We start from the raw sequence: 21,489 nt of genomic DNA, 5'->3' as shown, positions 1-21,489 counted from the left end.
GCAAATCACTTAATACGATAGGTGCTTTAACGAATATCTACTATAAACGTTAGCGCTTAAATTGCTTAAGCGACATGTGATTTATAAGCCCTTTTTTAAATACACACAAACGAGATATTTTTAGCGTGAAGATAAAAATATTTGATGAACTTTTTTATTGTTAATTTGTGTTTTAAAATAGCCAAAATTTACCACTAAAAGTGATCATTATGTCTCTTCCCGCTTGCCCTAAATGCCAATGTGAATACATTTACGAAGACCAACAGCTGCTTATATGCCCAGAATGTGCTTATGAATGGAACCCAAATAATACAAGCGATGAAGACGCTATTTTGGTAAAAGATGCAAACGGCACTTTACTAGCCGATGGTGACAAAGTAACCGTTGCGAAAGATTTAAAAATTAAAGGCAGTTCTCAGGTTATAAAAATTGGTACTAAAGCTTTGGTAAGACGTGTGCTTGATAAAAAAGATCACCAGCTAGATTGTAAAGTAGATGGCATTGGCGAAATGATGGTAACGGCTAAGTTTGTGAAAAAAGCCTGAAATTACAAAAACTCACTTGTAAAAATTAACACAAAGCAATAACGCTTAACTGCTAATTTTTTAGCTCTTTAGATAGCGCAGCTAATGTTTGATCGTAAGCATTCTGATTAAAGTTACTTGAGTGTGGGTTCATAAAACCATGTAAGTAATCAACATGCTTTACGTTAACATTAGCCTTTGTTGCAAGCTCCACCTGTAATGATTTAACATCAAAGTGCGGCTCATAATGCGGAAAAATGAGTTCAATCTCAAATTGTGGTTGTATATCTGTATGGTGCCTAATTTGCGAGCTGTAAAAACAAATGCCCTTAGCTATCGTTTTAATCGCCGGGTGTGCAGACATTGACCAAATTGCCGATGCGCCAACACTAAAACCAATCAATATAGTGTTGCCAGCGAGTGGTTTAATCGCTTTTTGTAAAATAGCTACATACTCATCAAGGCCAATATGCTGACTAAAATACTCATAGGCCTGCTGTTCACAGTTAAACGCCATATCAACCCCGCCATAGGGATCGACAATAGACTGAGCGTTTAGTTTTTCAGCAAATGCTTTTAAAGCCGCTGTATTACCAAAAATATCACTGACCAATACCAAGTTCATAAACGGCTCATCTTTAATTTTATTCTATAAGTTTTAGGCAATAATTTAACAAAGAGGCCTACGAGATGCTGCGCCTCAGAGTAAGAGACAAATAAATACCACATTCAAAGCACTTCAACCACATCGTAACTATGTTTTACATCACCGAGTGTTAAACTAACTTCATCATCGACTTGTTTACCTAATAACTGTTGGCCTAATGGTGCGCCAGAGGTAAGTACTTGAATGGTTGTGCCTTTAATATCAACGGTTAATCCACCAGCTGCTGGGCCTAAATAAAACCATTTTTGTGTGCTGGCATCGTCTTCTAAACATACCAATGAGCTTATAACGACAGTGCCTGTAACGGGTTCGTTGTATATGGCTTCAAATAGTTGTATTTCTTTATAGCACTCATTAACTCGCTCTGCATGGCCTTGTGCTAAATAGGCAGCTTCAAGCCCGAGGGTATCGTATTGGGTCTCTGCAATACTTTCTTCATGGGTAGCGGTATCGTGAGCTGTTTGAGCTGCAATTTTAGCAGTGTTTAGTTGCTCATCTAAGGCAAAACGAAGGTGCTCAGTAACATGGGCTTTATTCATTTGGAGAATTCACTCAATTCGATAAAAATAATTTGCTATTTTATACCAATCTGCTTGGATATGGGACCTATTTTAACGATAAGAAAATTGCTCTATAACTAGGCAAAATTTTTGACATCTAGTTGTTCTAAATGAAAAAATTTTAACAACGTTATAGGGGGATTTAATTCGTTAAATTGTTCAAATATTTATGTAGGTTGGTATTAGCATTGTTGCTACATCGAACACAATCCCTTTGCTGTGTAACAACAATGCTAATATTTAAGGCTATGGCATATCCATTAATGCCTGCGTTTGCTGATCCACTTGCTTATCGTAGTTTTTAGCACTTAACCCAAGTAGCTCAGGTAATGTAGCAGCAATACAAATAGACGACAGCGTGCCTACGACTATTCCTGCAAACAAAGCAATGGCAAACCCCTGCAGCGGCTCGCCAGCTAACAGCCAAACACTTGCCACTGTTGCGAGCGTAGTTCCTGAGGTAATAAGCGTACGAGTTAAGGTGCTTTTAATAGCACTGTTGATAATACGACTTGGTTTGAGTGTGATGTTTGTTGGTATGCGCAACAGCTCGCGTACTCTATCGCCCACTATTATTGAGTCATTTAGGGAGTAGCCAATAATTGCCAATAAACTGGCTAAAACGGTTAGGTTAAACTCTATTTGTAACCACGAAAATAAGCCAACCACCAGCACTAAATCATGTAATAAAGCCACCACAGAGCCTAATGCTAAACGCCACTCAAACCGAACAGCTAAATAAATCATTACCGCTACCATCGCAGTAAATAAGGCTAAGCAGCCTTGCTCAAATAATTCATCACCCACTTGAGAGCCAATATAAGCCGATGATAAAACCTCAGCGTTTATATCTGGGTTTTGGCTAATCGCGGTTTTCCAAGCATCATTATTAGCTTCCTCACTTGGCGCTTGCGTTAATTGAAAATGATTATTGCCCTGTGCTGTAAGTTCAAATTCACCTTGATGGTTTTTAGCAATAAATTGCTCAAGCTGTTTTAGTTCAACACCTTGGCTGGTGGTAAATTCTGTTAAATAACCACCCGTAAAATCAAGGCCAAAATTAAGCCCTTTTTGTGCAATGGTGAATACCGATAACAACACAAATATGGCACTTATAAGCAAGCCTGTATAACGCATACGCGTCCCTGTGTCACATTTTAAAAAAGTGTTAAGCATGCGCGTTTACTCCTGCTTTTTTACCCAGCTTTAAATATAGGCTTTGGCTTAAATACTTAGATACATACACTCCAGTAAACACCGATGTGATAAGACCAAGCGCCAGCGTTATCGCAAAGCCTTTTACTGGGCCATAGCCTATGCCATATAAAATAATCGCGGTGATCATGGTGGTAATATTGGCATCAAATATAGTATTAGCAGCCTGTTTATAACCCTCTTGGATTGCTTGATACGGGGGGCGACCTTTGCGACGCTCTTCTTTTATTCGTTCAAATATAATCACGTTAGTATCAACCGCCATTCCTATAGTTAATACTAAGCCTGCTATTCCTGGAAGAGTTAAAACCACCCCAGGTAATAACGACATTAGCCCCACTAAAGAGGTTAAGTTTAAAATTAACGCAACATTTGCAATAAGCCCTAAACGGCGGTACCACAGTGCCATAAACGCAAGCGTTAAACCCATACCTAACATTAACGCCGCTAATCCATTATTAATATTGTCTTGGCCAAGGCTTGGACCAATAGTTTGCTCATGCACTATAGTTACGGGCGCAGTGAGTGATCCTGCGCGTAGTAATAGCGCTAAATCGGCAGCCGCTTGTTGGCTTTGCATATTGGTTATACTAAAACGCGAGCTTAAATGCTGGGCAATATTAGCCACATTAATAACTTCGCTTTTTTTAACCACTTCACCTTTAGCATTTTGTGAATACTCTGAATAGAGCGTTGCCATAGGTTTACCTATATTCGCCTTTGAAAAAGCCGACATAGCATCGCCACCTTGGCCATCTAAGCTCAGTTGTACCAAAGGTTTACCCCAGTCATCACGGCCTATATTAGCGTTATTAATATGCTCACCGGTAAATATAGGTACAGGGTCGAGCTTAATAGTCCCTCCCGATTGCAAATTAAACGTTTGCCCGCCGCTCTCTTTAAGTTGATAAAACCCCAATGACGCGGTTGCACCAATTATGCGTTTTGCTTCAGCTGGATCTTGCACGCCAGGTAGCTCAATACGAATGCGCTGCTTACCTTGGCGCTGTGTAACGGCCTCAGTTATACCGAGCTCTTCAATACGTGAGCGAAGTGTGGTGAGTGTTTGGCTCATCACTTCTTTATCAAATGCGCTGCGCCCTTGCTCAGAATAGCTAATTTTAACGACCTGTAAGTTGCCATTAGTTGATGTGGTTGTAGTGAGGTTTTCAAAACGGCTTTTAAGCTCTTTTATGACAACTGTTAGCTTATCGCCAGCATTCTCAAGCGCACTTATTTCAAAGCCCTGATTAGTCTGCTTCGCTTTAACGCCATAGGCTTTTTGCTTAACAATAATGGCTTTTGTTTGTTGATATGCACTGAGCAATTGCTCATCAATGGCTTTATTTAAATCAACATCAAGTACAAACAATACCCCGCCGTTTAAATCAAGACCCAGCTTTATAGGCGATAAGCCAAACTCTTGTAACCAAATAGGGCTGGTTGCATGTTCAACAATTTTAACCTGTGTATTTGGAAAGTTTGATTTTAAAGCCGCCTGAGCTTGGGCACTTTGTGTAGGTGTATTTAAAAGTACATTAATATTTGCTTGGTCTTTTAAACTTTCACTCACTTCAAAACCTTGGCTATTTAAAAAGCTAACTAGGTTTTCAGTACTTGGCATTACTTGCGTTTTAACATCAGAAGCTGCACTAATATGCAACCATGACTTATTCGGATATAAATTAGGTAAGGCGCTTATTGCTAGTAAAACCAATACAATCAACATGGCTACATAGCTTAATTTAAATTTAGCCTTAAATTGCTTTTTATCTTTTTTTAGACTTAACATAGTTATTCCTTATTACTCGGCATAGCCCAGTAACGTACCTATTAGGCACAATTAATCTGCAGGTCAAAACGCGAAGCGTTAAAACCAATTAAATTAAATAAGAAACATTAAGCGTGGTAGGTGGTTACAGCGGTGTATAACAGGTTAGCGTCTTTCCAGCCGCTCAAGCGCGACTTTTTACTTTTAAATACCCAGGTATACCAAGGCTGACTTATGTTGACTGCTTGCGGTCGCAAAAAAATATGCCTACACCCATTTAGGGCAAAAAACTCATGCACTACATCGTATTCAGGATCGCCCTGCGCACTGTGTAAAAATAAAAATGAGTTATTGGCTGTTAGCCTAGGTTGATGCGCATCAAAATCAGAATGCTTTGAGTTTTTATGCTGTAAATCGCCAAGCGATTTTGTAGGTACGGAAATGTTAGTTAAATGGTCAACATTAATAACATCGCTATAACTGCTTTGGTTACTGTTTAATTCGTGCTTTACGCCCATAGCATGGCTTTGCACACTAAAGAGTGCAGCAAAAAACAAGCAAGTAGCTAAAAAAACGCGAAATTTAAACATTGGTCATTTAAAACTAAAATAAAGGATAGCTAGTATATAAGGGCAGCTAATTAAAATACAATAGCAGTTCTTAAGCTAATTAATTTATATAAAAACAAATACTGAGATCCTCGATGCGCTCCAGACAAAGTTCAGTAAAACGCCCCGACGCCATGAATTTAAAACAAAGCATTCAAACTCTTTGGCCTTACATCACTAAATTTAAAGGCCGTGTGCTGATTGCCATATTAGCGCTCATCGGTGCTAAAGGGGCGACATTACTCATGCCATGGGCTTTAAAGGAAATAATTGATTCGGTTGATAAATCAATTAACCCACTACTACTCGTCCCTACTTTATTACTCGTTATGTACGGCGCATTGCGCTTTGCTAGCGTATTTTTGGGTGAAGTACGCGATGCAGTATTTTCGCGAGTCACCGAGCATGCCATGCGAGATATTGGCCTTAAAGTGTTTAAACATTTGCACTCGCTAGATTTAGCCTTTCATTTAGACAGACAAACTGGCGGTATAAGTCGAGACATAGAGCGCGGCACCAGTGGCTTAAGCTTTTTAATGCGTTTTTTAATGTTTAATATTGTGCCCACGTTGTTTGAAATAATGACCGTAGCGATTATTTTTGGCACCTTGTTTTCTATTTGGTTCGCGTTAATCACCCTATTGGCTGTGGCTATTTATATTTTTTTTACCGTGACGGTTACCCAATGGCGAAACCGCTTTATTCGTGAGTCAAACGCTGCTGATAATCAAAGTAACACCCGTGCCATCGACAGTCTATTAAATTACGAAACCGTAAAATACTTTAATAATGAACAGCATGAAGCCCAAACTTACGACACATTTTTAGCAACCTGGGAACAAGCACGATTAAAAAACAGACTCTCGTTACTGGCGCTTAATTCAGGGCAAGCACAGATCATTGCATGTGCTATAACCGCATTAATGTGGCTTGGAGCCAATGAAGTGGTTACCGGCGAGTTAACGATTGGTGAGCTGGTAATGATCAATGCGTATATGATCCAATTATTTTTACCCCTTAACTTCTTGGGATTTGTGTATAGAGAAATACGCCGTGCCCTTACCGACCTTGAAAACATGCTTGGGTTATTAAATACCTCACCCAAAGTAGCAGATAGCGAAACTGCGCAACAATTAGCACTCAAAAATGGGGCAATTAGCTTTGAAAATGTCAGCTTTAGCTACGATAGTAAACGCCCTATTCTTAAGAACGTCAGTTTTCATGTAAATCCTGGTGCTAAGGTAGCGGTTGTAGGTGCTAGTGGCGCAGGTAAAAGCTCGTTAGCCCGCTTGTTATATCGTTTTTATGAACTTTCATCGGGCGCGATTAAAATTGATAATCAAGCCATAAACACAGTCACCTTGGCAAGTTTGCGTAAAGCTATTGCCATAGTGCCGCAAGATACTGTGTTATTTAATACCAGCATACGCGAAAATATTCACTACGGCAGACCCAGCGCCAGTGAAGATGAAGTAAACAAAGCCATAAACATGGCGCATCTAACAGACTTTATTAATAGCCTAGATAAAGGCGATAAAACCTTAGTCGGTGAACGCGGACTAAAAGTCTCTGGCGGCGAAAAACAACGTATTGCTATTGCTCGCGCTATTTTAAAGCAATCGCCGATTTTAATTTTTGACGAAGCCACTTCCGCGCTCGACTCACAATCTGAGCAGGCCATATTAAACGCTATGCGAGAAGTAGCCTCTAACCACACCAGTATTGTTATTGCGCACCGCTTATCAACAATTACCGATGCCGATACTATTATCGTGCTTAAGGCGGGAGAAGTGGTAGAGCAAGGTAAACATGATGAATTACTCATGCAAAATGGTGAATATGCTCATATGTGGACCTTGCAACAAAAACAGTCAAAGGCGCAATAAACTAAGCCACTCGGGTACAATTTAAGTATCTGAGTGCTATTTTGCTAGTATTTCATTCATCTTATCGACCGGTACGGTTATTCACCTCAAAAGGTTTGTTTGCAGTGAAGTTATCAATACAATCAAGTAGCTATTTTTATAACAAAAATATAACGAATTAAATAACGTGAATTCATAGGGAAAAATAATGAAAAAGAGTTTAATTGCAGCGGCGCTCGCTGCCACATTTATTACTGGCTGTTCTGAGCCACAAACAACAAAAACTGAGCAAGTAGCAGCAGTTGCAGAAAAACCACAAGTAACAGAGCAAGCCGAATTAGGCACGTTTGGAGTTGATTTAACTGCGCGTAACGAAGCTGTAAAACCAGGCGACGATTTCTTCATGTACGCCAGTGGTTCATGGTACGACAACTATGAAATGCCAGCAGATAAAACCCGCTACGGTGCATTCTCTGCGCTAGCTGAGCGCAGTGAAGATCGCGTTAAAGAAATTATTGAAGACATTGCAGCACGTGAAAACTTAAACGCCGAAGAGCAACTGGTCGCTGACTTTTATAATTCGTACATGGATACCGAGACGCTTAATAAACTTGGTATAACGCCAATTAAGCCGTTGCTTAACGACATCAATTCGGTTGCCTCAACTGATGATTTGGCAAAAGTATTTGGCCAATCTTGGCTTACGGGTGTGAGTGCACCACTTGGCGGCGGTATGTGGTTTAACCGTTTAGATCCCAATAAATACGAAATGTCATTAGGCGCAGGTGGCTTAGGCTTACCCGATCGTTCTTACTACCTTGAAGATGCAGAACGTTTTGTAAAAACCCGTAAAGCGTATGTTGCACATATTGCCGATATGCTTAAATTTGCAGGGGTTGATAATACCACAGAGCGTGCACAAGCGATTTTAGCGCTTGAAACCAAAATTGCAGAAGGTCATTGGCCACGTGAAAAACGCCGTAATCGTGATTTAACCCTAAACCAAGTAAAACGCGATGAGTTAAGTGCGCAATACCCAGGATTTAACTGGGATTTATACTTTGCACAAACAGGTTATAAAGTACCACAATTAAACGTATCGCAGCCTGAACCTGTTAAAGCCATGATTGACTTAATCAATAACGAAGATTTAAGCGTATGGAAAGACTACCTTACATATCATGCGATTAATGGTAACTCACGACTATTATCTGAAGAAATATTTAACACTAGCTTTGCCTTTTATGGAAAAGAGTTAAATGGTCAACAAGAACCACGTCCACGCTGGAAACGCGCTATCAGCCAAATGTCTGGCACTAGCTCATTGGGCTTTGCAATTGGTAAAATTTACGTAGATCGTTATTTCCCTGAGTCATCTAAGCAACAAATGTCTGAGCTTGTTGAAAACTTACGCACAGCACTTGGTGAGCGTATTGATAACTTAGATTGGATGGGCGCAGAAACAAAAGTAAATGCGCGTGCAAAATTAGCGGCGTTTGTGCCAAAAATTGGTTACCCAGATGAATGGCAATCGTATGAAGGCTTAAGCATTAGCAAAAATGATTTAATGACTAATGTAAAAAATATGCGTGAGTTTTTCCAGGCTGAAAGTGTAGAAAAAGAGCTGAAAAAGACCGACCGTAATCGTTGGGGCATGACACCACAACGTGTTAATGCTTACTACAATAGTTCGTTTAACGAAATTGTATTTCCTGCCGCTATATTACAACCGCCGTTTTTCGATCCAAATGCAGATCCAGCAGTAAACTACGGTGGCATTGGCGCTGTAATTGGCCATGAGATGGGCCATGGCTTTGATGATCAAGGCTCAAAATCTGACGCTAACGGCATTCAACGTAACTGGTGGACTGACGAAGATCGTGCTGCTTTTGATGCTAAAGCTGACAAACTGGCGGCTCAGTACAGCAAATATGAGCCAATTCCAGGTAACTTTGTAAATGGCCGCAACAGTTTAGGTGAAAATATTGGTGATGTGGGTGGTTTAGCCATGGCTTATCATGCTTACAAACTAAGCTTAAATGGTAAAGAAGCACCGGTAATTGACGGTGTAACCGGCGATCAACGTTTCTTCTTAGCATGGGCACAAGTATGGAAAGAAAAACGTACTGAGCAAAGCATGTTAAACCAATTACGTGGTGGTACACACGCACCGGGTCGCTTTAGAGCACAAGCACCTCGTAACCATGACGCTTGGTATAAAGCATTTGATGTAAAACCAGGCGATGAGTTATACCTACCAGAAGAAGAACGCGTTCGTATTTGGTAATACCCTAACAACCGTTCATCGTTTGTAACGAATAAACAGCCCGCTTATGCGGGTTGTTTTATTTTTGGCTACTAACAATACTTACTAGCCCTGCCCCGCATTTACCTTTAGAATATGGGCTTGCAATTTTTTTCAATTATTTATACATATTAAGGCGAAACGCAGATGGGAAGAGCTTACCAAAACAAAAAAGATTCAATGGCTAAAACTGCGGGTGCTAAAACTAAAGTTTATTCTAAATACGGTAAAGAAATTTATATTTGTGCTAAAAATGGCGGTGTTGATCCAGACGGCAACCTAGCACTACGTCGTTTAATTGAACGCGCTAAAAAAGACCAAGTACCGGCTCACGTAATTGAACGCGCCATTGATAAAGCTAAAGGCGGCGGCGGTGAAGACTATGCAGCCACGCGTTATGAAGGTTACGGCCCAGGTAATTGCATGATTATTGTTGACTGTTTAACCGACAACAACAAACGTACTTTTGCTGATGTACGTGTATGTTTTACCAAAGCAAACGCTAAAATTGGCGCACAAAACTCAGTTTCACACTTATTTGATCACCTTGCTATTTTTGTGTTTGACGGTGACGACGATGAAACCGTACTTGAAGCACTGATGATGGCAGATGTTGATGTTACCGACGTTGAAGTAGAAGACGGCAAAGTGACCGTATTTGCACCGCACACTGAATACAACAATACCCGCACAGCACTTGAAGAAATGGGTGTGACAGAATTTGACGAAGACTTAATTGCCTTTGTACCTCAAGTTGAAGCCCCTATTGAAGGCGAAGACGTTGAAGTTATGGAGCGCTTTTTAGCCATGCTTGAAGATTGTGATGACGTACAAAACGTGTACCATAACGCTCAATTTTAATCGTTAAGCGAACAACCTGAACTTCGAATAATAAATCTGTTTCAAGCAGAGTTCAGATCAAATAATGTTTAAAGGTCAACTTAGTTGGCCTTTTTGTTTTATGTAAAATGGATTAATTAATTTTGAATACCCTTTCACAACTTCGCAACGGCCAATTGCTTGGTGCAACACATCTACAATTGGTTGAAACGCTAAACGACTTTCCTGAAGAAATTTTTACACTTGCTGATACCCTCGAAGTCTTGGATTTATCAAATAACAATTTATCTGATTTACCTGATGAATTTGCTTGCTTAACAAAATTAAAACGACTGTTTTTGTCGTTTAATCAGTTTAACCATATACCTAAAATACTCGCTAAGTGCCCCGCTCTTATCATGGTTGCCTTTAAAGGTAACCAAATAACTGAGTTTGCAGATAACAGCCTGCCTAAAGCGATTGAATGGCTTATTCTTACAGATAATAAAATAGCCAAACTGCCTGCAACATTTGGCCAATACACTGCGCTTAAAAAGCTGGCTTTGGCAGGTAACCAACTCAGTGCTCTACCAACAAGCATGGCAAACTGCCATAACTTAGAACTAATTAGACTCTCTGCAAATCAATTAACTCATGTTGATGATTGGCTATTTGAACTTCCTAAGCTTACTTGGCTTGCATTTGCAGGTAATTGCTTTAATAAATCACAGTGCCTTACCCAATCAAATTTAACCAATAAACCACTGAGTGACTACTCGCTCAGTAAAGTAATAGGCCAAGGCGCATCAGGAATTATTCATCTTGCTTATTCAACAAATAAAGAGCCGGTTGCTGTTAAGTTATTTAAAGGGAGTATTACAAGCGATGGTTATCCGCTGGATGAAGTTAATTGCTGCTTGCAAGCGCTTGAGCATCCAAACTTAATTAAAGTACTGGCTTACATTGAACAACAGCAGCAGCTTGGTTTAGTGATGGAGTTAATTGATTCAAGCTTTACGAATCTAGGCTTACCTCCCAGCCTTGATACCTGTACTCGTGATACATTTGAAAGCGATTGCCATTACTCTGCCGATACAATTTATAGCATTGCAAAGCAAATGGTTAGTACTGTGGCACACTTGCACCAACACAATATAAGCCATGGTGACATTTATGCGCACAATACTACGGTAAACGCGCAAGCAAGGGTTCTGTTTGGTGATTTTGGCGCAGCTACTGATCTTACTATGCTGAGTGATTATCAACGTCAACAAATGCAATTAATAGAAGTGCGCGCTTTAGGGTGTTTAATTGAGGACTTACTTACCACCTGCCACGAGCAAAGTGCTGAAGTAATGCACTTACAACATATTTCGCAGCAATGCATGAGCGAAAATGTTGCACAGCGGCCAACGCTTAGAGTATTAGCTGACTTTTTATGATTGCTGCGGCCATGGATCTTATGGCCGCAATCTAAAACTACAGACTATTTTTGTTTTTTAAACGGGTAAATTTGTTGCTTTAGCATACCTACAGGCATGTAGTCCCCGACAACACCATATTCTTTAGGCCACTCTGCTTGGCCTTTTACCGCAGTACCAAATAAATAATCTAAAAACGAGAAATGGGCTGCATAATTTCGATCAATGGCAGCTTTATCGGATGCGTGATGCCAATGGTGAAACTGCGGAGTAACCATAAAATATTTCAACCACCCAAATTTTACATTCACGTTAGCATGATTAAATACGGCTTGAAAACCAACAATAACTACATATAAGCTGATTATTTGCTGTGAAAACCCCAGCACAAATATAGGGGTTAACACTAAACTACGGGTGATCAGTATTTCTAAAATATGCTGACGAGAGCCTGCGAGCCAATCCATTTCTTTGGCACTGTGATGCACACCATGAAATCGCCACATAAATGGCACTTCGTGATACGCACGATGCGTCCAATACTGCATTAAATCAGCCACCAAAATAATTAAAAATAGCTGTAGTATAAACGGCATTTGCGCTATGTAAGCTTGCAGTGTGCTCGAAACCGCCCAACCAAAACCATAATGAACAAAATGATTAGTAACCAGTAATACAAAGCCCACTATTAAGTGATTAACAAAGAAGTGGTTTAAATCCCCGCGCCATTCACTACGAAGTATTTTTTGCTCTTTTCGATGCGGAAGTAGTTTTTCAATTAAAATAAAAATTAAGGTAGAGCCTAGTAAGTCTAATATAAACCAATCTAGGCCAATATAAGGAGTGTTATCTGCAAAGTCATTCACTTCAACATTCGGGCCACCAAAGCTAATGGCCAGTACAATAAAAAACCACGCAGTGGCACCCAAACGCTTATTCGTATTTCGTACAAAATTAAGTAACCCTAAGCTACCGGAAATAATAAGAGCAACAAACATGAGCTGACGTAAAAAGTCGACGCTATAGCTTTTACGTAATTCTGGAGTCGTTAAATATTCCGGAAAGTGGAATGCAAGCACTCCTAAGCAACTTAATATTGCCAAAAAGCAAGCAATATAACCGCTGATATTACCCTCACCAATTTGCAGGTGACTAGTACGAAATATTTTTTTAGTGACGTGTTTTAGCATTATTTTCCTTAATATGGCATGCAGTTCCCTATTCTAATGCGCACATTCTAGCAAATTTTGGGCTAACTAAAACACAAAAAAAGCCACGCAGTGCGTGGCTTGGCTGGATAAAGTAAAATTTAACTACACGGAAAAATTATAAATAAGCACCCAGCGCTTTAACTTGATCTAACATGCGGTTTGAGAAACCCCATTCGTTGTCGTACCACGCCATTACTTTAACTAATTTACCATCAGCACGCGTTTGCGTTGCATCAAAAATTGATGATGCTGGGTTATGGTTAAAGTCGATAGAAACAAGCGGCAGCTCATTGTACTCTAAAATACCTTTCATAGAGCCAAACGCAGCATCTTTAACTACTTGGTTAATTTCTTCAATACTTGTGTCACGCTTAGCAATAAATGTTAAATCAACTAACGACACATTAATTGTTGGTACACGTACCGCCATGCCATCTAATTTACCGGCAAGTTCAGGCAGTACTAAACCAACTGCTTTCGCTGCGCCCGTTTTAGTTGGGATCATAGATTGAGTCGCACTACGCGCGCGGTATAAATCTGGGTGGTATACGTCAGATAAGTTTTGATCGTTGGTGTAAGCATGAATGGTGGTCATGCTACCTTGTTCAATTCCTACTGTATCGTTAATTGCTTTAGCAACAGGCGCTAAACAATTGGTTGTACATGAAGCATTAGAAATAATGTTGCTATCGGCATTAATTACATCGCTATTTACACCGTGTACTACTGTAGCATCCATATCAGTACCAGGAGCCGATACCACTACTTTTTTCGCGCCCGCTTTAATATGCTTATTAGCTGCTTCGCGAGAAGTAAATAGCCCCGTACATTCAAGTACGATATCAACATTTAGTTCTTTCCACGGTAAATTAGCAGGGTCACGTTCTTGCGTTAGCGTGATCACATCATCGCCAATTAGCATAGTGTTATCTTTAAGTGTTACTTGCTGTGAAAAACGACCATGTACTGAGTCAAACTGAGTCAGATGAGCATTTACATTGGCTGGGGCTAAATCGTTAATAGCCACAATTTTAATTTCATTATTTTGCGCTGATTCATACAGTGCACGCAATACATTACGACCGATACGGCCGTAGCCATTAATTGCTACATTAATCATTTTTGACTCCTATTAACTTCACATGCTTGGCGAGCAAGCGTTTCAATAGCTTGCCAGTCTTTATTTTCAATAAGTTGTTTGTCTAACATCCACGTACCACCTACACAAATAACATTGTTAAGTGCTAAGTAATTAGGCGCAGTAGCTAAACTAATGCCACCGGTTGGACAAAAAGTAATATCAGGTAATGGGCCGCCAATCGACTTAATCATCGCAGTTCCGCCTGCGGCTTCTGCAGGAAAAAACTTTAAAAATTTAAAGCCGTGCGCTGCTAAGTTCATCACTTCGCTTGGGGTTGCTGCACCGGGTAAAAAAGGAATACTTGACTCTTTTGCCAATGCTAATAGTTCATCGCTTACGCCTGGGCTCACCATAAAGTCAGCGCCCGCTTCTACTGACGCGTTAAAGCTTGCTTTATCAACCACAGTGCCAGTACCTACATAGGCCTCTGGTACTTCAGCTTTCATTAACTTTACAGCTTGTGCAGCAATTGGTGTACGTAGTGTAATTTCAAGTGCTTTTAAGCCACCGTTGTACAACGCTCTTGCAAGTGGTGCGGCATCTTCTAGTTTTTCGATTACCACCACTGGCACAACGGGTGCCAATGCTAAGATTTTTTCAATACTCATTACTTGTTCCTCATTACCCAATATGGCTAATTATTATTCAAGTCCAAAAGCACTTGCACCTAAATCGGCACTGCTTACGATATTTCTAAATCCAGTAAATAATTCACGGCCTGTACCAAATGTTTGGCTAGCTTGGCTAATTTGTAGCTCACGCTGTGCAAGATCTTCGTCGCTTACATGCAGTTTTAAAATACCATTTGGCGCATCTAAAGTAACAATATCGCCTTCATGGATTTTAGCTATAATGCCGCCTTCAACTGCTTCAGGTGCTAAGTGGATTGCCGCAGGAACTTTGCCTGATGCACCCGACATACGTCCGTCAGTAACAATAGCCACTTTGTAGCCCTGATCTTGTAATGTTGCCATTACCGGCGTGAGCTTATGAAGCTCTGGCATGCCTTTAGCCTTAGGGCCTTGCTCTTTAAGAACAGCAATGAAATCTTGGTTAAGCTCACCACGGGTATAAGCGTCTTGTAACTCACCTTGTGAGCTAAATACTTTAGCTGGTGCTGACACCACTTGATGAGATTCTGCAACGGCTGATACTTTAATAACCGCCTTACCTAAGTTACCAGTTAGTAGCTGTAAACCACCTTGCTTGCTAAATGGATTACTTACAGGACGAAGTACTTCTTCATCATGTGAGTTTTCAGGACACGCAACCCATTTAACTTTACTAGGGCCATTGGCATCACTCATAATCAAGTTATCGTCTTTATCGAGTAGCGGCTCACACATGTAAGGTGCAAGACCTTCGCCTAAAATAGTGGTTACATCTGTATGTAGGTAACCAGCACCTGCTAATTCACGCATTAAGAAACCCATACCACCAGCTGCTTGGAAATGGTTCACATCAGCAGAGCCGTTAGGGTAGATACGTGTCAGTAGTGGTACAACAGCGGATAAATCAGACATGTCTTTCCACGTAAGCTGAATACCAGCCGCTTTTGCAATTGCCACAATATGGATTGCATGGTTGGTTGAGCCACCAGTTGATAGCAAACCAACGAGACCATTAATAATGGTTTTTTCGCTGATCACATCCGCTAAACACGGGCCATCTTTGTTTTCTGTAAGCTGCTTGAGCATGGTTTCAACTGCATTACCCGTTAAGCCATCACGCAATTCTGTGTATGGATTGATAAACGAGCTACCTGGTAAGTGTAAGCCCATAATTTCCATTAACATTTGGTTTGAATTTGCAGTGCCATAAAACGTACACGTACCCGCGCTGTGATAAGAAGCACTTTCCGCCTCTAATAACTCATCGCGAGATACTAAACCTTGGGCAAACTTCTGACGCACGCGTGCTTTGTCTTTGTTTGGAATACCTGACTGCATTGGTCCTGCTGGTAAAAAATACACAGGTAAGTGACCAAATGATAAAGCACCAATTAATAAGCCAGGAACAATTTTGTCACACACACCTAAACAAAACACACCATCAAATACGTCATGCGATAAAGAAACAGCAGTAGACATAGCAATAACGTCACGAGAGAAAAGCGATAGTTCCATGCCGTCACGACCTTGGGTAACGCCATCACACATCGCAGGTACACCGCCAGCAACTTGCGCGGTCGCGTCAAATTTAGTGGCAATGCTTTTAATTAAATCTGGGTATTCTTTGTAAGGCACATGCGCAGATAACATGTCGTTGTATGAATTAATAATTGCAAGGTTTGGCACCTCATCTGCTTTTAAACGCGCTTTGTCATCGCTGCTGCACGCAGCCATAACATGGGCAATATTGCCACAGCCTAAACCAGCACGAACTCTTGTTTGTTTTTTTGCGTGCGAAATACGATCTAAATAGGCTTGACGGGTTTGTTTACTGCGCTCAATAACGCGTTCTGTGACTTCTTGAATTCGAGGGTGCAACATAATTTTACTCATCTCTATTCGTTAGAGGATAAAGGCTCAGTAACAATTATAGACTCCACGAAAATAACTGTACTGAGCATCTTTGACTTACCCGTTCAAAGGTACGCTACCAGGGAGCCTCTCACAACAACCCTGACACCGGTGTCAGGGTATTAACGCATGACAATGACACCGGTGTCAACCCTGAGTAATAAAAATAGTCATTTTTTTTAACATGTGCAATAAATAAACGTGAATTTTTAGTGAAATATTAGCGGCAAATAATGAAGGTTAAAAATGCAGATAAAAAAAGCCCGAGTAAGCGTCACTCATACTCGGGCTACTGTGAAAAAGCGGTTTTATTTTACGGCTGCGGTTGACTCTCGCGTGATTAATTTTGCTTCTAAAATCACCTTATAAGGCGACTCTTGTGGCTCAATAATATGGGTAATTAACTGGGTAACAGCCTGTTTAGTCATCTCTTCTACGGGTTGCGCTATAGTAGTTAGTCCGGGCCAAATATGACGCGCTATGGGAGCGTTATCAAAGCCAGCAATAGAAATGTCATCTGGTACACGTAAATTACGCTGTGTAGCTAATTTAAGAACGGCGGCTGCCATGTAATCATTCGATGCAAATACAGCAGTAGGTCGTGGCGATAAATCTAAAATACTACGCGCACTGTCTACCCCTGAGTGATAACTAAAGTTACCCTCTTCAACTAAGCGTTCGTTAAATTCAATACCATGGCTTGCTAATGCGCGCCTGTAGCCTTTAAAACGCTGCTGTGTAGCACTGTGATCTGGGTGACCTTTAATAAACGCGATAGAGGTATGCCCTAGGTTTATTAAGTGCTCGGTAATTTCAAATGCGCCCTGCTCGTCATTACTGGTAACAGAAATAGAGTCATCTTCTAAAATAGCAGAAGCCACTCGAGCATAAGGAATTTTTTTCGACTTTAAAAAATCAACCAGTTCTGAAAAGTCACAAAATGGTGGCGTAAGTACTAAACCATCAAGGCGTGATGACTGTAATAGCTGCTCTATATTATTAATAAGTGCATCACCTCTGAGCTCACAAGGGTGAATCAGCAAGTTATAGTTGTTTTCTTGGCAAGCAGCTAATGCGCCTGTTTGCACCCGAGTAATATAACTTTTACTTGGGTTATCGTATAAACAACCAATAATAAAACTACGGTTTTGTGCAAGCCCTCGAGCAATGGGATTAGGTGTGTAATCAAGCTCCTTAAATACCGCCAATACTTTCTCGCGGGTGGCCGCGCTCACATTTGGTTCGTTATTCAGTACGCGCGATACCGTTTTTTTAGATACACCGGCATAACTAGCAACGCTATTTATAGTGACTTTTTTCATCTATTTATTTCCAAATGTATGCAACGTAATTAAACCTGTTGACTCGTATGCAAACACGCGGCAGCACCAATTAAAGGAATGTTGTCTTGTGTTACTAATGTGACCGGAATTTGACCTGTATATTGCGACATTATGCCCTTTTGTGAAAAGCGCTCAATGAAGCGGCTTTCCAGTAAACGAGCCTGCATTCTTGGTAATATGCCACCGCCAATATAAAGGCCACCAAGAGCACCATAAGCAAGCGCTAAGTCGCCTGCTACACTGCCAATCCAATCACAAAACTGATTAAGCGTTGCCTCACATACTTCACATTCACCGCTGTTGGCTAAGCTACTAATTTGTGCAGCGTCTAAATTCTTTGCGGCGACCCCTTTAACTGCAGCCATTGCTTTGTACAAATGAGCAATGCCTGGTCCAGAAAACACAGTTTCTACCGATACATGTGGGTGGTCTTTCTTAAGTGCTTGAATAAGCTGAGCGTCAAGTTCATTTACTGCCGCTAGAGAAATATGACCACCTTCTGAACTCATTACCGCACACGAATGTGCAGTTCTTACTAAACACGCTGCACCAAAGCCTGTACCTGGGCCCATTACACCAATATTTGCTGTGTCGTCTGCTTGGCCAGGTTTAACGGTTACGTTTTGAGAAGGATCTAAATACGGAGCGGCGTAAGCGAATGCAGCGAAGTCGTTTATTACGCTTAATTGTTCAAGGTCAAAATGCTGTTTGAAATCATTAACGCTAAAGTGCCAACCTAAGTTAGTTAAGTGAACTTGGCCTGCGTTGATTGGGCCTGCCACTGCTAGGCATGCGCGTTTAGGATTTATATGAGACACTGTTGATAAGTAATACTCGGTAGCACTTTCGAGGGAACCATAATTAGCACTTGGAAACGTATGATTATGCTCAATGGTAAATTGATTACTTGATTCATCAAACCCCGTGATCAACGCAAAGCGAGCATTTGTGCCGCCAATATCGGCAACCAGAATTGGATCAAAGTGTGTGCTAGAGTGTAAACCCATAGTGTTATCTCTTTTGTTTAAGTAATGAGTACTTATTATTTTAATGGGGTATCATTGATACTTATTTACTTTGAGCTATCACCTCAAAGCAGCTATCACTGTAAAAAAGGCTACCTTTAATAATAAAGGTAGCTAATACGTTTTGACAACAAAATGATAAAACGTCCTTATTGTGACACCGGTGTCATGAAAAAATCAATAAAAAAATGCCTTTATTGACAAATAAGCTTGAAAAAAATCACTAATAAACGAGAATAGCCCCTTATTGTCCTCTTAAATAAGTAATCGTGATGAAAGGTAAAGCCACCTCATTTGATATAGCCCACTATGCTGGGGTGTCTCAATCTACAGTTTCTCGTGCTTTACGAAATAGTCCCTTGGTAAATGATGAAACCCGAAGGCGGGTTCATGACATTGCCAAAAAGCTTAATTACAAAGTTGATAAAAACGCCAGTAACCTGCGCACTCAACAAAGTAGCACCCTAGCTTTATTGTTGTTTGAAGATCCGACCTCAGATGAATCGCAAATCAATCCGTTTTTTTTAGCCATGCTGGGCAGTATTACTCGTGCCTGCGCTAAAGAGGGTTACGATTTACTCGTGTCATTTCAATCTGCCAGTGCTGATTGGCAGGCAGATTACGAAGACAGTCACCGTGCAGATGGCATCATTTTATTAGGTTATGGCGACTACATAGATTTTCAGCCTAAATTTAACACCTTACTTGAACAAAACACCAAATTTGTTTGCTGGGGAGCAAGTGTTGATAACCGCCCTGATTTAACCATAAGTTGCGATAATTATGGCGGCGGTAAACTCGCCGCTGAGCATTTATTGGCACATAGCCGAAAAGACTGCGCGTTTATAGGCGATGCCTCTGATCATAGCCCCGAATTTTTTGCCCGCTTTAATGGCTTTAAAGACGCGTTACAACAAAACGGCATTACACTTAATGAGCGTAAAATTGCCAATGCTATCTCTACCGAAGAGTCTGGCTATCATGCCACTCGTTCGTTAATTGCTAATAACATCACCTTTAATGCACTTTTTGCTGCCAGCGACCTTATAGCAATAGGCGCAATACGGGCATTAAAAGAAGCCAATATTAACGTGCCAAAAGATGTAGCCGTAATCGGCTTTGATAATATATCTATTGCCAGTTACATTAATCCGCCGCTGACAACCATAGAGCAAAATACCACTATTGCTGGGCAAATGTTGGTTGAAAACCTATTAAAGCTCATTAGGGGTGAACAAGTTCAAAGCACCCTACTACCACCGCGTTTAATCGCACGTGGCTCAAGTTAATTCATTCAATAAAACCGCTTTTAAGAAGCAACAAAATTAAAGACAACAGCGCTCTTTTACCTTAAATTAATTCAGGCTTTATTGCATTTTTACGGTCATTTGTCCTTTTTGCTTTCAATACTAAAGCTGGTGCTTTCGTAACATTAACAGGCTATTCACACCTCGCTATCACATTAGTTTTTTTAATCTGAAAGCAGCTGTTTTTAATGTAATTTTTCACTCGTCAATGCATGCTTTTATCACTACAATCCTGTTTTTATTTTATTGTTAAAACTTCAAGCGATCATCTCATGCTATTAACCATCGTTTACATTATAGGTATTACAGCAGAAGCCATGACCGGTGCTCTTAGCGCTGGGCGCAGAAACATGGATTGGTTTGGTGTTATGTTAGTAGCCAGTGCCACAGCTATTGGTGGTGGTAGCGTGCGAGATATTTTATTAGGTAACTACCCACTTACTTGGGTAAAACACCCAGAATATTTACTGATCACTTGCCTAGCCGGTATTGTTACCACTTGGTTGGCAAAATGGGTGGTTAAATTTAAAGGCATATTTATGCGCCTAGATGCACTAGGGCTTGCTGCGTTTAGTATTATTGGCTGCCAAGTTGGACTTAATATGGGTTTGCACTATGGAATTTGTGTGGTCGCAGCTATAGTAACAGGTGTATTTGGTGGACTGTTGCGTGATTTAATTTGTCGCCAAGCACCATTAGTACTTCATCATGAACTTTACGCAAGCGTAGCGCTTATAGTCGCGTGTTTATACTTAGCGCTACACCACTACAATATTGATGACAATATCAGCGTGGTTGCAAGTTTAGTAGTAGGCTATTTAATTCGAATGGCATCGGTACGCTTTAAGTGGCGCTTACCAACATTTAATTTATTAGAACCCGCTAATTTAAATAATGAGTAATAACAGCAGCTTTTAATACCCACCTGCCCTAGCACTTTTAAATAGCCCGAATACTTTTCGGGCTAACAAACTAACCACAAAAAGAACTCCCAAAGCAAAACACAGTATGCTCAAGGGCATAAACACGCTTTCATGTAGAACACCATTATGATCAACATATTGATACACACTGTTTTCTATCAGCATAAAACCCGTGCCAAGCAATAAAAAGCAAACACTCAATGTGGCTGTTTTGTTTGAAAAAAAGCGCATAATCTATCCATAACTATTTTATTAAATTGTC

General features: G+C 40.5%; 19 protein-coding genes. 7 read left to right on the top strand and 12 right to left on the bottom strand.

The window, feature by feature from the left end:
* Positions 1 to 209: 209 nt before the first annotated feature.
* Entirely contained in the window at positions 210 to 545 is a 336-nt protein-coding gene (locus tag ACNSN3_RS06180) for a zinc ribbon domain-containing protein YjdM (RefSeq protein ID WP_010389859.1), read from the top strand.
* Between the two features lie 52 nt (positions 546 to 597).
* On the opposite strand, the gene ACNSN3_RS06175 is transcribed toward ACNSN3_RS06180, so the two are convergent.
* The 5 genes from ACNSN3_RS06175 to ACNSN3_RS06155 form a co-directional block, all read right to left on the bottom strand.
* Positions 598 to 1,149: a hypothetical protein gene (locus ACNSN3_RS06175; RefSeq protein ID WP_418608796.1), complete on the bottom strand. Its 552-nt coding sequence runs from the start codon at positions 1,147 to 1,149 to the stop codon at positions 598 to 600.
* Positions 1,150 to 1,253: 104 nt separating this feature from the next.
* Positions 1,254 to 1,730, bottom strand: a complete 477-nt coding sequence (locus tag ACNSN3_RS06170; RefSeq protein WP_138562292.1) for a GreA/GreB family elongation factor — start codon at positions 1,728 to 1,730, stop codon at positions 1,254 to 1,256.
* 267 nt (positions 1,731 to 1,997) lie between these two features.
* Complete coding sequence (gene secF, locus ACNSN3_RS06165; protein ID WP_418608795.1) at positions 1,998 to 2,927, bottom strand: protein translocase subunit SecF; 930 nt, start codon at positions 2,925 to 2,927, stop codon at positions 1,998 to 2,000.
* Positions 2,920 to 4,758: a protein translocase subunit SecD gene (secD, locus tag ACNSN3_RS06160; RefSeq protein WP_418608794.1), complete on the bottom strand. Its 1,839-nt coding sequence runs from the start codon at positions 4,756 to 4,758 to the stop codon at positions 2,920 to 2,922. Before secD ends, secF begins: the two co-directional genes overlap by 8 nt.
* A 107-nt stretch (positions 4,759 to 4,865) precedes the next feature.
* Entirely contained in the window at positions 4,866 to 5,327 is a 462-nt protein-coding gene (locus ACNSN3_RS06155; RefSeq protein ID WP_008466921.1) for a hypothetical protein, read from the bottom strand.
* A 113-nt stretch (positions 5,328 to 5,440) separates the two neighbouring features.
* On the opposite strand from ACNSN3_RS06155, the gene ACNSN3_RS06150 reads away from it, so the two are divergent.
* The 4 genes from ACNSN3_RS06150 (at position 5,441) to ACNSN3_RS06135 (ending at position 11,776) form a co-directional block, all read left to right on the top strand.
* Positions 5,441 to 7,231 carry an ABCB family ABC transporter ATP-binding protein/permease gene (locus tag ACNSN3_RS06150; protein WP_418608793.1) on the top strand — a complete coding sequence of 597 codons (1,791 nt, stop codon included), beginning with the start codon at positions 5,441 to 5,443 and terminating at the stop codon, positions 7,229 to 7,231.
* Positions 7,232 to 7,418: 187 nt separating this feature from the next.
* Positions 7,419 to 9,497 carry a M13 family metallopeptidase gene (locus ACNSN3_RS06145; protein WP_418608792.1) on the top strand — a complete coding sequence of 693 codons (2,079 nt, stop codon included), beginning with the start codon at positions 7,419 to 7,421 and terminating at the stop codon, positions 9,495 to 9,497.
* A 165-nt stretch (positions 9,498 to 9,662) separates the two neighbouring features.
* A complete protein-coding gene (locus tag ACNSN3_RS06140; RefSeq protein ID WP_008110544.1) occupies positions 9,663 to 10,376 on the top strand; it encodes a YebC/PmpR family DNA-binding transcriptional regulator in 714 nt (237 codons plus the stop codon).
* A 122-nt stretch (positions 10,377 to 10,498) separates the two neighbouring features.
* Positions 10,499 to 11,776, top strand: coding sequence for a protein kinase (locus ACNSN3_RS06135; RefSeq protein WP_418608791.1), 1,278 nt, complete (start codon positions 10,499 to 10,501; stop codon positions 11,774 to 11,776).
* 44 nt (positions 11,777 to 11,820) lie between these two features.
* Here ACNSN3_RS06135 and ACNSN3_RS06130 read toward each other — a convergent pair whose 3' ends face one another.
* The 6 genes from ACNSN3_RS06130 to glk form a co-directional block, all read right to left on the bottom strand.
* The gene (locus ACNSN3_RS06130) at positions 11,821 to 12,945 is read right to left on the bottom strand and encodes a sterol desaturase family protein (RefSeq protein WP_418608790.1); all 1,125 of its coding nucleotides are present in this window, start codon (positions 12,943 to 12,945) and stop codon (positions 11,821 to 11,823) included.
* A 136-nt stretch (positions 12,946 to 13,081) separates the two neighbouring features.
* Positions 13,082 to 14,086, bottom strand: coding sequence for a type I glyceraldehyde-3-phosphate dehydrogenase (gene gap / locus ACNSN3_RS06125; protein WP_418608789.1), 1,005 nt, complete (start codon positions 14,084 to 14,086; stop codon positions 13,082 to 13,084).
* A complete protein-coding gene (gene eda / locus ACNSN3_RS06120; protein ID WP_418608788.1) occupies positions 14,083 to 14,715 on the bottom strand; it encodes a bifunctional 4-hydroxy-2-oxoglutarate aldolase/2-dehydro-3-deoxy-phosphogluconate aldolase in 633 nt (210 codons plus the stop codon). The genes gap and eda overlap by 4 nt, the downstream gene beginning before the upstream one ends.
* Before the next feature lie 33 nt (positions 14,716 to 14,748).
* Entirely contained in the window at positions 14,749 to 16,599 is a 1,851-nt protein-coding gene (gene edd / locus ACNSN3_RS06115; protein ID WP_075169452.1) for a phosphogluconate dehydratase, read from the bottom strand.
* 338 nt (positions 16,600 to 16,937) lie between these two features.
* Positions 16,938 to 17,951: a LacI family DNA-binding transcriptional regulator gene (locus ACNSN3_RS06110; RefSeq protein ID WP_010389842.1), complete on the bottom strand. Its 1,014-nt coding sequence runs from the start codon at positions 17,949 to 17,951 to the stop codon at positions 16,938 to 16,940.
* Positions 17,952 to 17,980: 29 nt separating this feature from the next.
* The gene (gene glk, locus ACNSN3_RS06105) at positions 17,981 to 18,979 is read right to left on the bottom strand and encodes a glucokinase (protein WP_055011881.1); all 999 of its coding nucleotides are present in this window, start codon (positions 18,977 to 18,979) and stop codon (positions 17,981 to 17,983) included.
* 290 nt (positions 18,980 to 19,269) lie between these two features.
* On the opposite strand from glk, the gene ACNSN3_RS06100 reads away from it, so the two are divergent.
* Positions 19,270 to 20,286, top strand: coding sequence for a LacI family DNA-binding transcriptional regulator (locus ACNSN3_RS06100; protein WP_010389839.1), 1,017 nt, complete (start codon positions 19,270 to 19,272; stop codon positions 20,284 to 20,286).
* 290 nt (positions 20,287 to 20,576) lie between these two features.
* Entirely contained in the window at positions 20,577 to 21,206 is a 630-nt protein-coding gene (locus ACNSN3_RS06095; RefSeq protein WP_010389835.1) for a trimeric intracellular cation channel family protein, read from the top strand.
* 12 nt (positions 21,207 to 21,218) lie between these two features.
* Here ACNSN3_RS06095 and ACNSN3_RS06090 read toward each other — a convergent pair whose 3' ends face one another.
* The gene (locus ACNSN3_RS06090; protein WP_418608787.1) at positions 21,219 to 21,458 is read right to left on the bottom strand and encodes a DUF3955 domain-containing protein; all 240 of its coding nucleotides are present in this window, start codon (positions 21,456 to 21,458) and stop codon (positions 21,219 to 21,221) included.
* Positions 21,459 to 21,489 lie beyond the last annotated feature (31 nt).

The sequence above is a fragment of the Pseudoalteromonas sp. US3C1004 genome (assembly GCF_048401065.1).
GTDB classification, from domain to species: Bacteria; Pseudomonadota; Gammaproteobacteria; order Enterobacterales; family Alteromonadaceae; genus Pseudoalteromonas; species Pseudoalteromonas undina.
The sequence above is the reverse complement of the archived record's forward strand: the minus strand, read 5'-3'. Positions and strand labels throughout refer to the sequence as shown.

Excerpts from the sequence above, each read along its gene's own strand:
- ACNSN3_RS06180 (WP_010389859.1), top strand. The coding sequence starts at position 210 with ATGTCTCTTCCCGCTTGCCCTAAATGCCAATGTGAATACATTTACGAA.
- ACNSN3_RS06175 (WP_418608796.1), bottom strand. The coding sequence starts at position 1,149 with ATGAACTTGGTATTGGTCAGTGATATTTTTGGTAATACAGCGGCTTTA.
- ACNSN3_RS06170 (WP_138562292.1), bottom strand. The coding sequence starts at position 1,730 with ATGAATAAAGCCCATGTTACTGAGCACCTTCGTTTTGCCTTAGATGAG.
- secF (WP_418608795.1), bottom strand. The coding sequence starts at position 2,927 with ATGCTTAACACTTTTTTAAAATGTGACACAGGGACGCGTATGCGTTAT.
- secD (WP_418608794.1), bottom strand. The coding sequence starts at position 4,758 with ATGTTAAGTCTAAAAAAAGATAAAAAGCAATTTAAGGCTAAATTTAAA.
- ACNSN3_RS06155 (WP_008466921.1), bottom strand. The coding sequence starts at position 5,327 with ATGTTTAAATTTCGCGTTTTTTTAGCTACTTGCTTGTTTTTTGCTGCA.
- ACNSN3_RS06150 (WP_418608793.1), top strand. The coding sequence starts at position 5,441 with ATGCGCTCCAGACAAAGTTCAGTAAAACGCCCCGACGCCATGAATTTA.
- ACNSN3_RS06145 (WP_418608792.1), top strand. The coding sequence starts at position 7,419 with ATGAAAAAGAGTTTAATTGCAGCGGCGCTCGCTGCCACATTTATTACT.
- ACNSN3_RS06140 (WP_008110544.1), top strand. The coding sequence starts at position 9,663 with ATGGGAAGAGCTTACCAAAACAAAAAAGATTCAATGGCTAAAACTGCG.
- ACNSN3_RS06130 (WP_418608790.1), bottom strand. The coding sequence starts at position 12,945 with ATGCTAAAACACGTCACTAAAAAAATATTTCGTACTAGTCACCTGCAA.
- gap (WP_418608789.1), bottom strand. The coding sequence starts at position 14,086 with ATGATTAATGTAGCAATTAATGGCTACGGCCGTATCGGTCGTAATGTA.
- eda (WP_418608788.1), bottom strand. The coding sequence starts at position 14,715 with ATGAGTATTGAAAAAATCTTAGCATTGGCACCCGTTGTGCCAGTGGTG.
- edd (WP_075169452.1), bottom strand. The coding sequence starts at position 16,599 with ATGTTGCACCCTCGAATTCAAGAAGTCACAGAACGCGTTATTGAGCGC.
- ACNSN3_RS06110 (WP_010389842.1), bottom strand. The coding sequence starts at position 17,951 with ATGAAAAAAGTCACTATAAATAGCGTTGCTAGTTATGCCGGTGTATCT.
- glk (WP_055011881.1), bottom strand. The coding sequence starts at position 18,979 with ATGGGTTTACACTCTAGCACACACTTTGATCCAATTCTGGTTGCCGAT.
- ACNSN3_RS06100 (WP_010389839.1), top strand. The coding sequence starts at position 19,270 with ATGAAAGGTAAAGCCACCTCATTTGATATAGCCCACTATGCTGGGGTG.
- ACNSN3_RS06095 (WP_010389835.1), top strand. The coding sequence starts at position 20,577 with ATGCTATTAACCATCGTTTACATTATAGGTATTACAGCAGAAGCCATG.
- ACNSN3_RS06090 (WP_418608787.1), bottom strand. The coding sequence starts at position 21,458 with ATGCGCTTTTTTTCAAACAAAACAGCCACATTGAGTGTTTGCTTTTTA.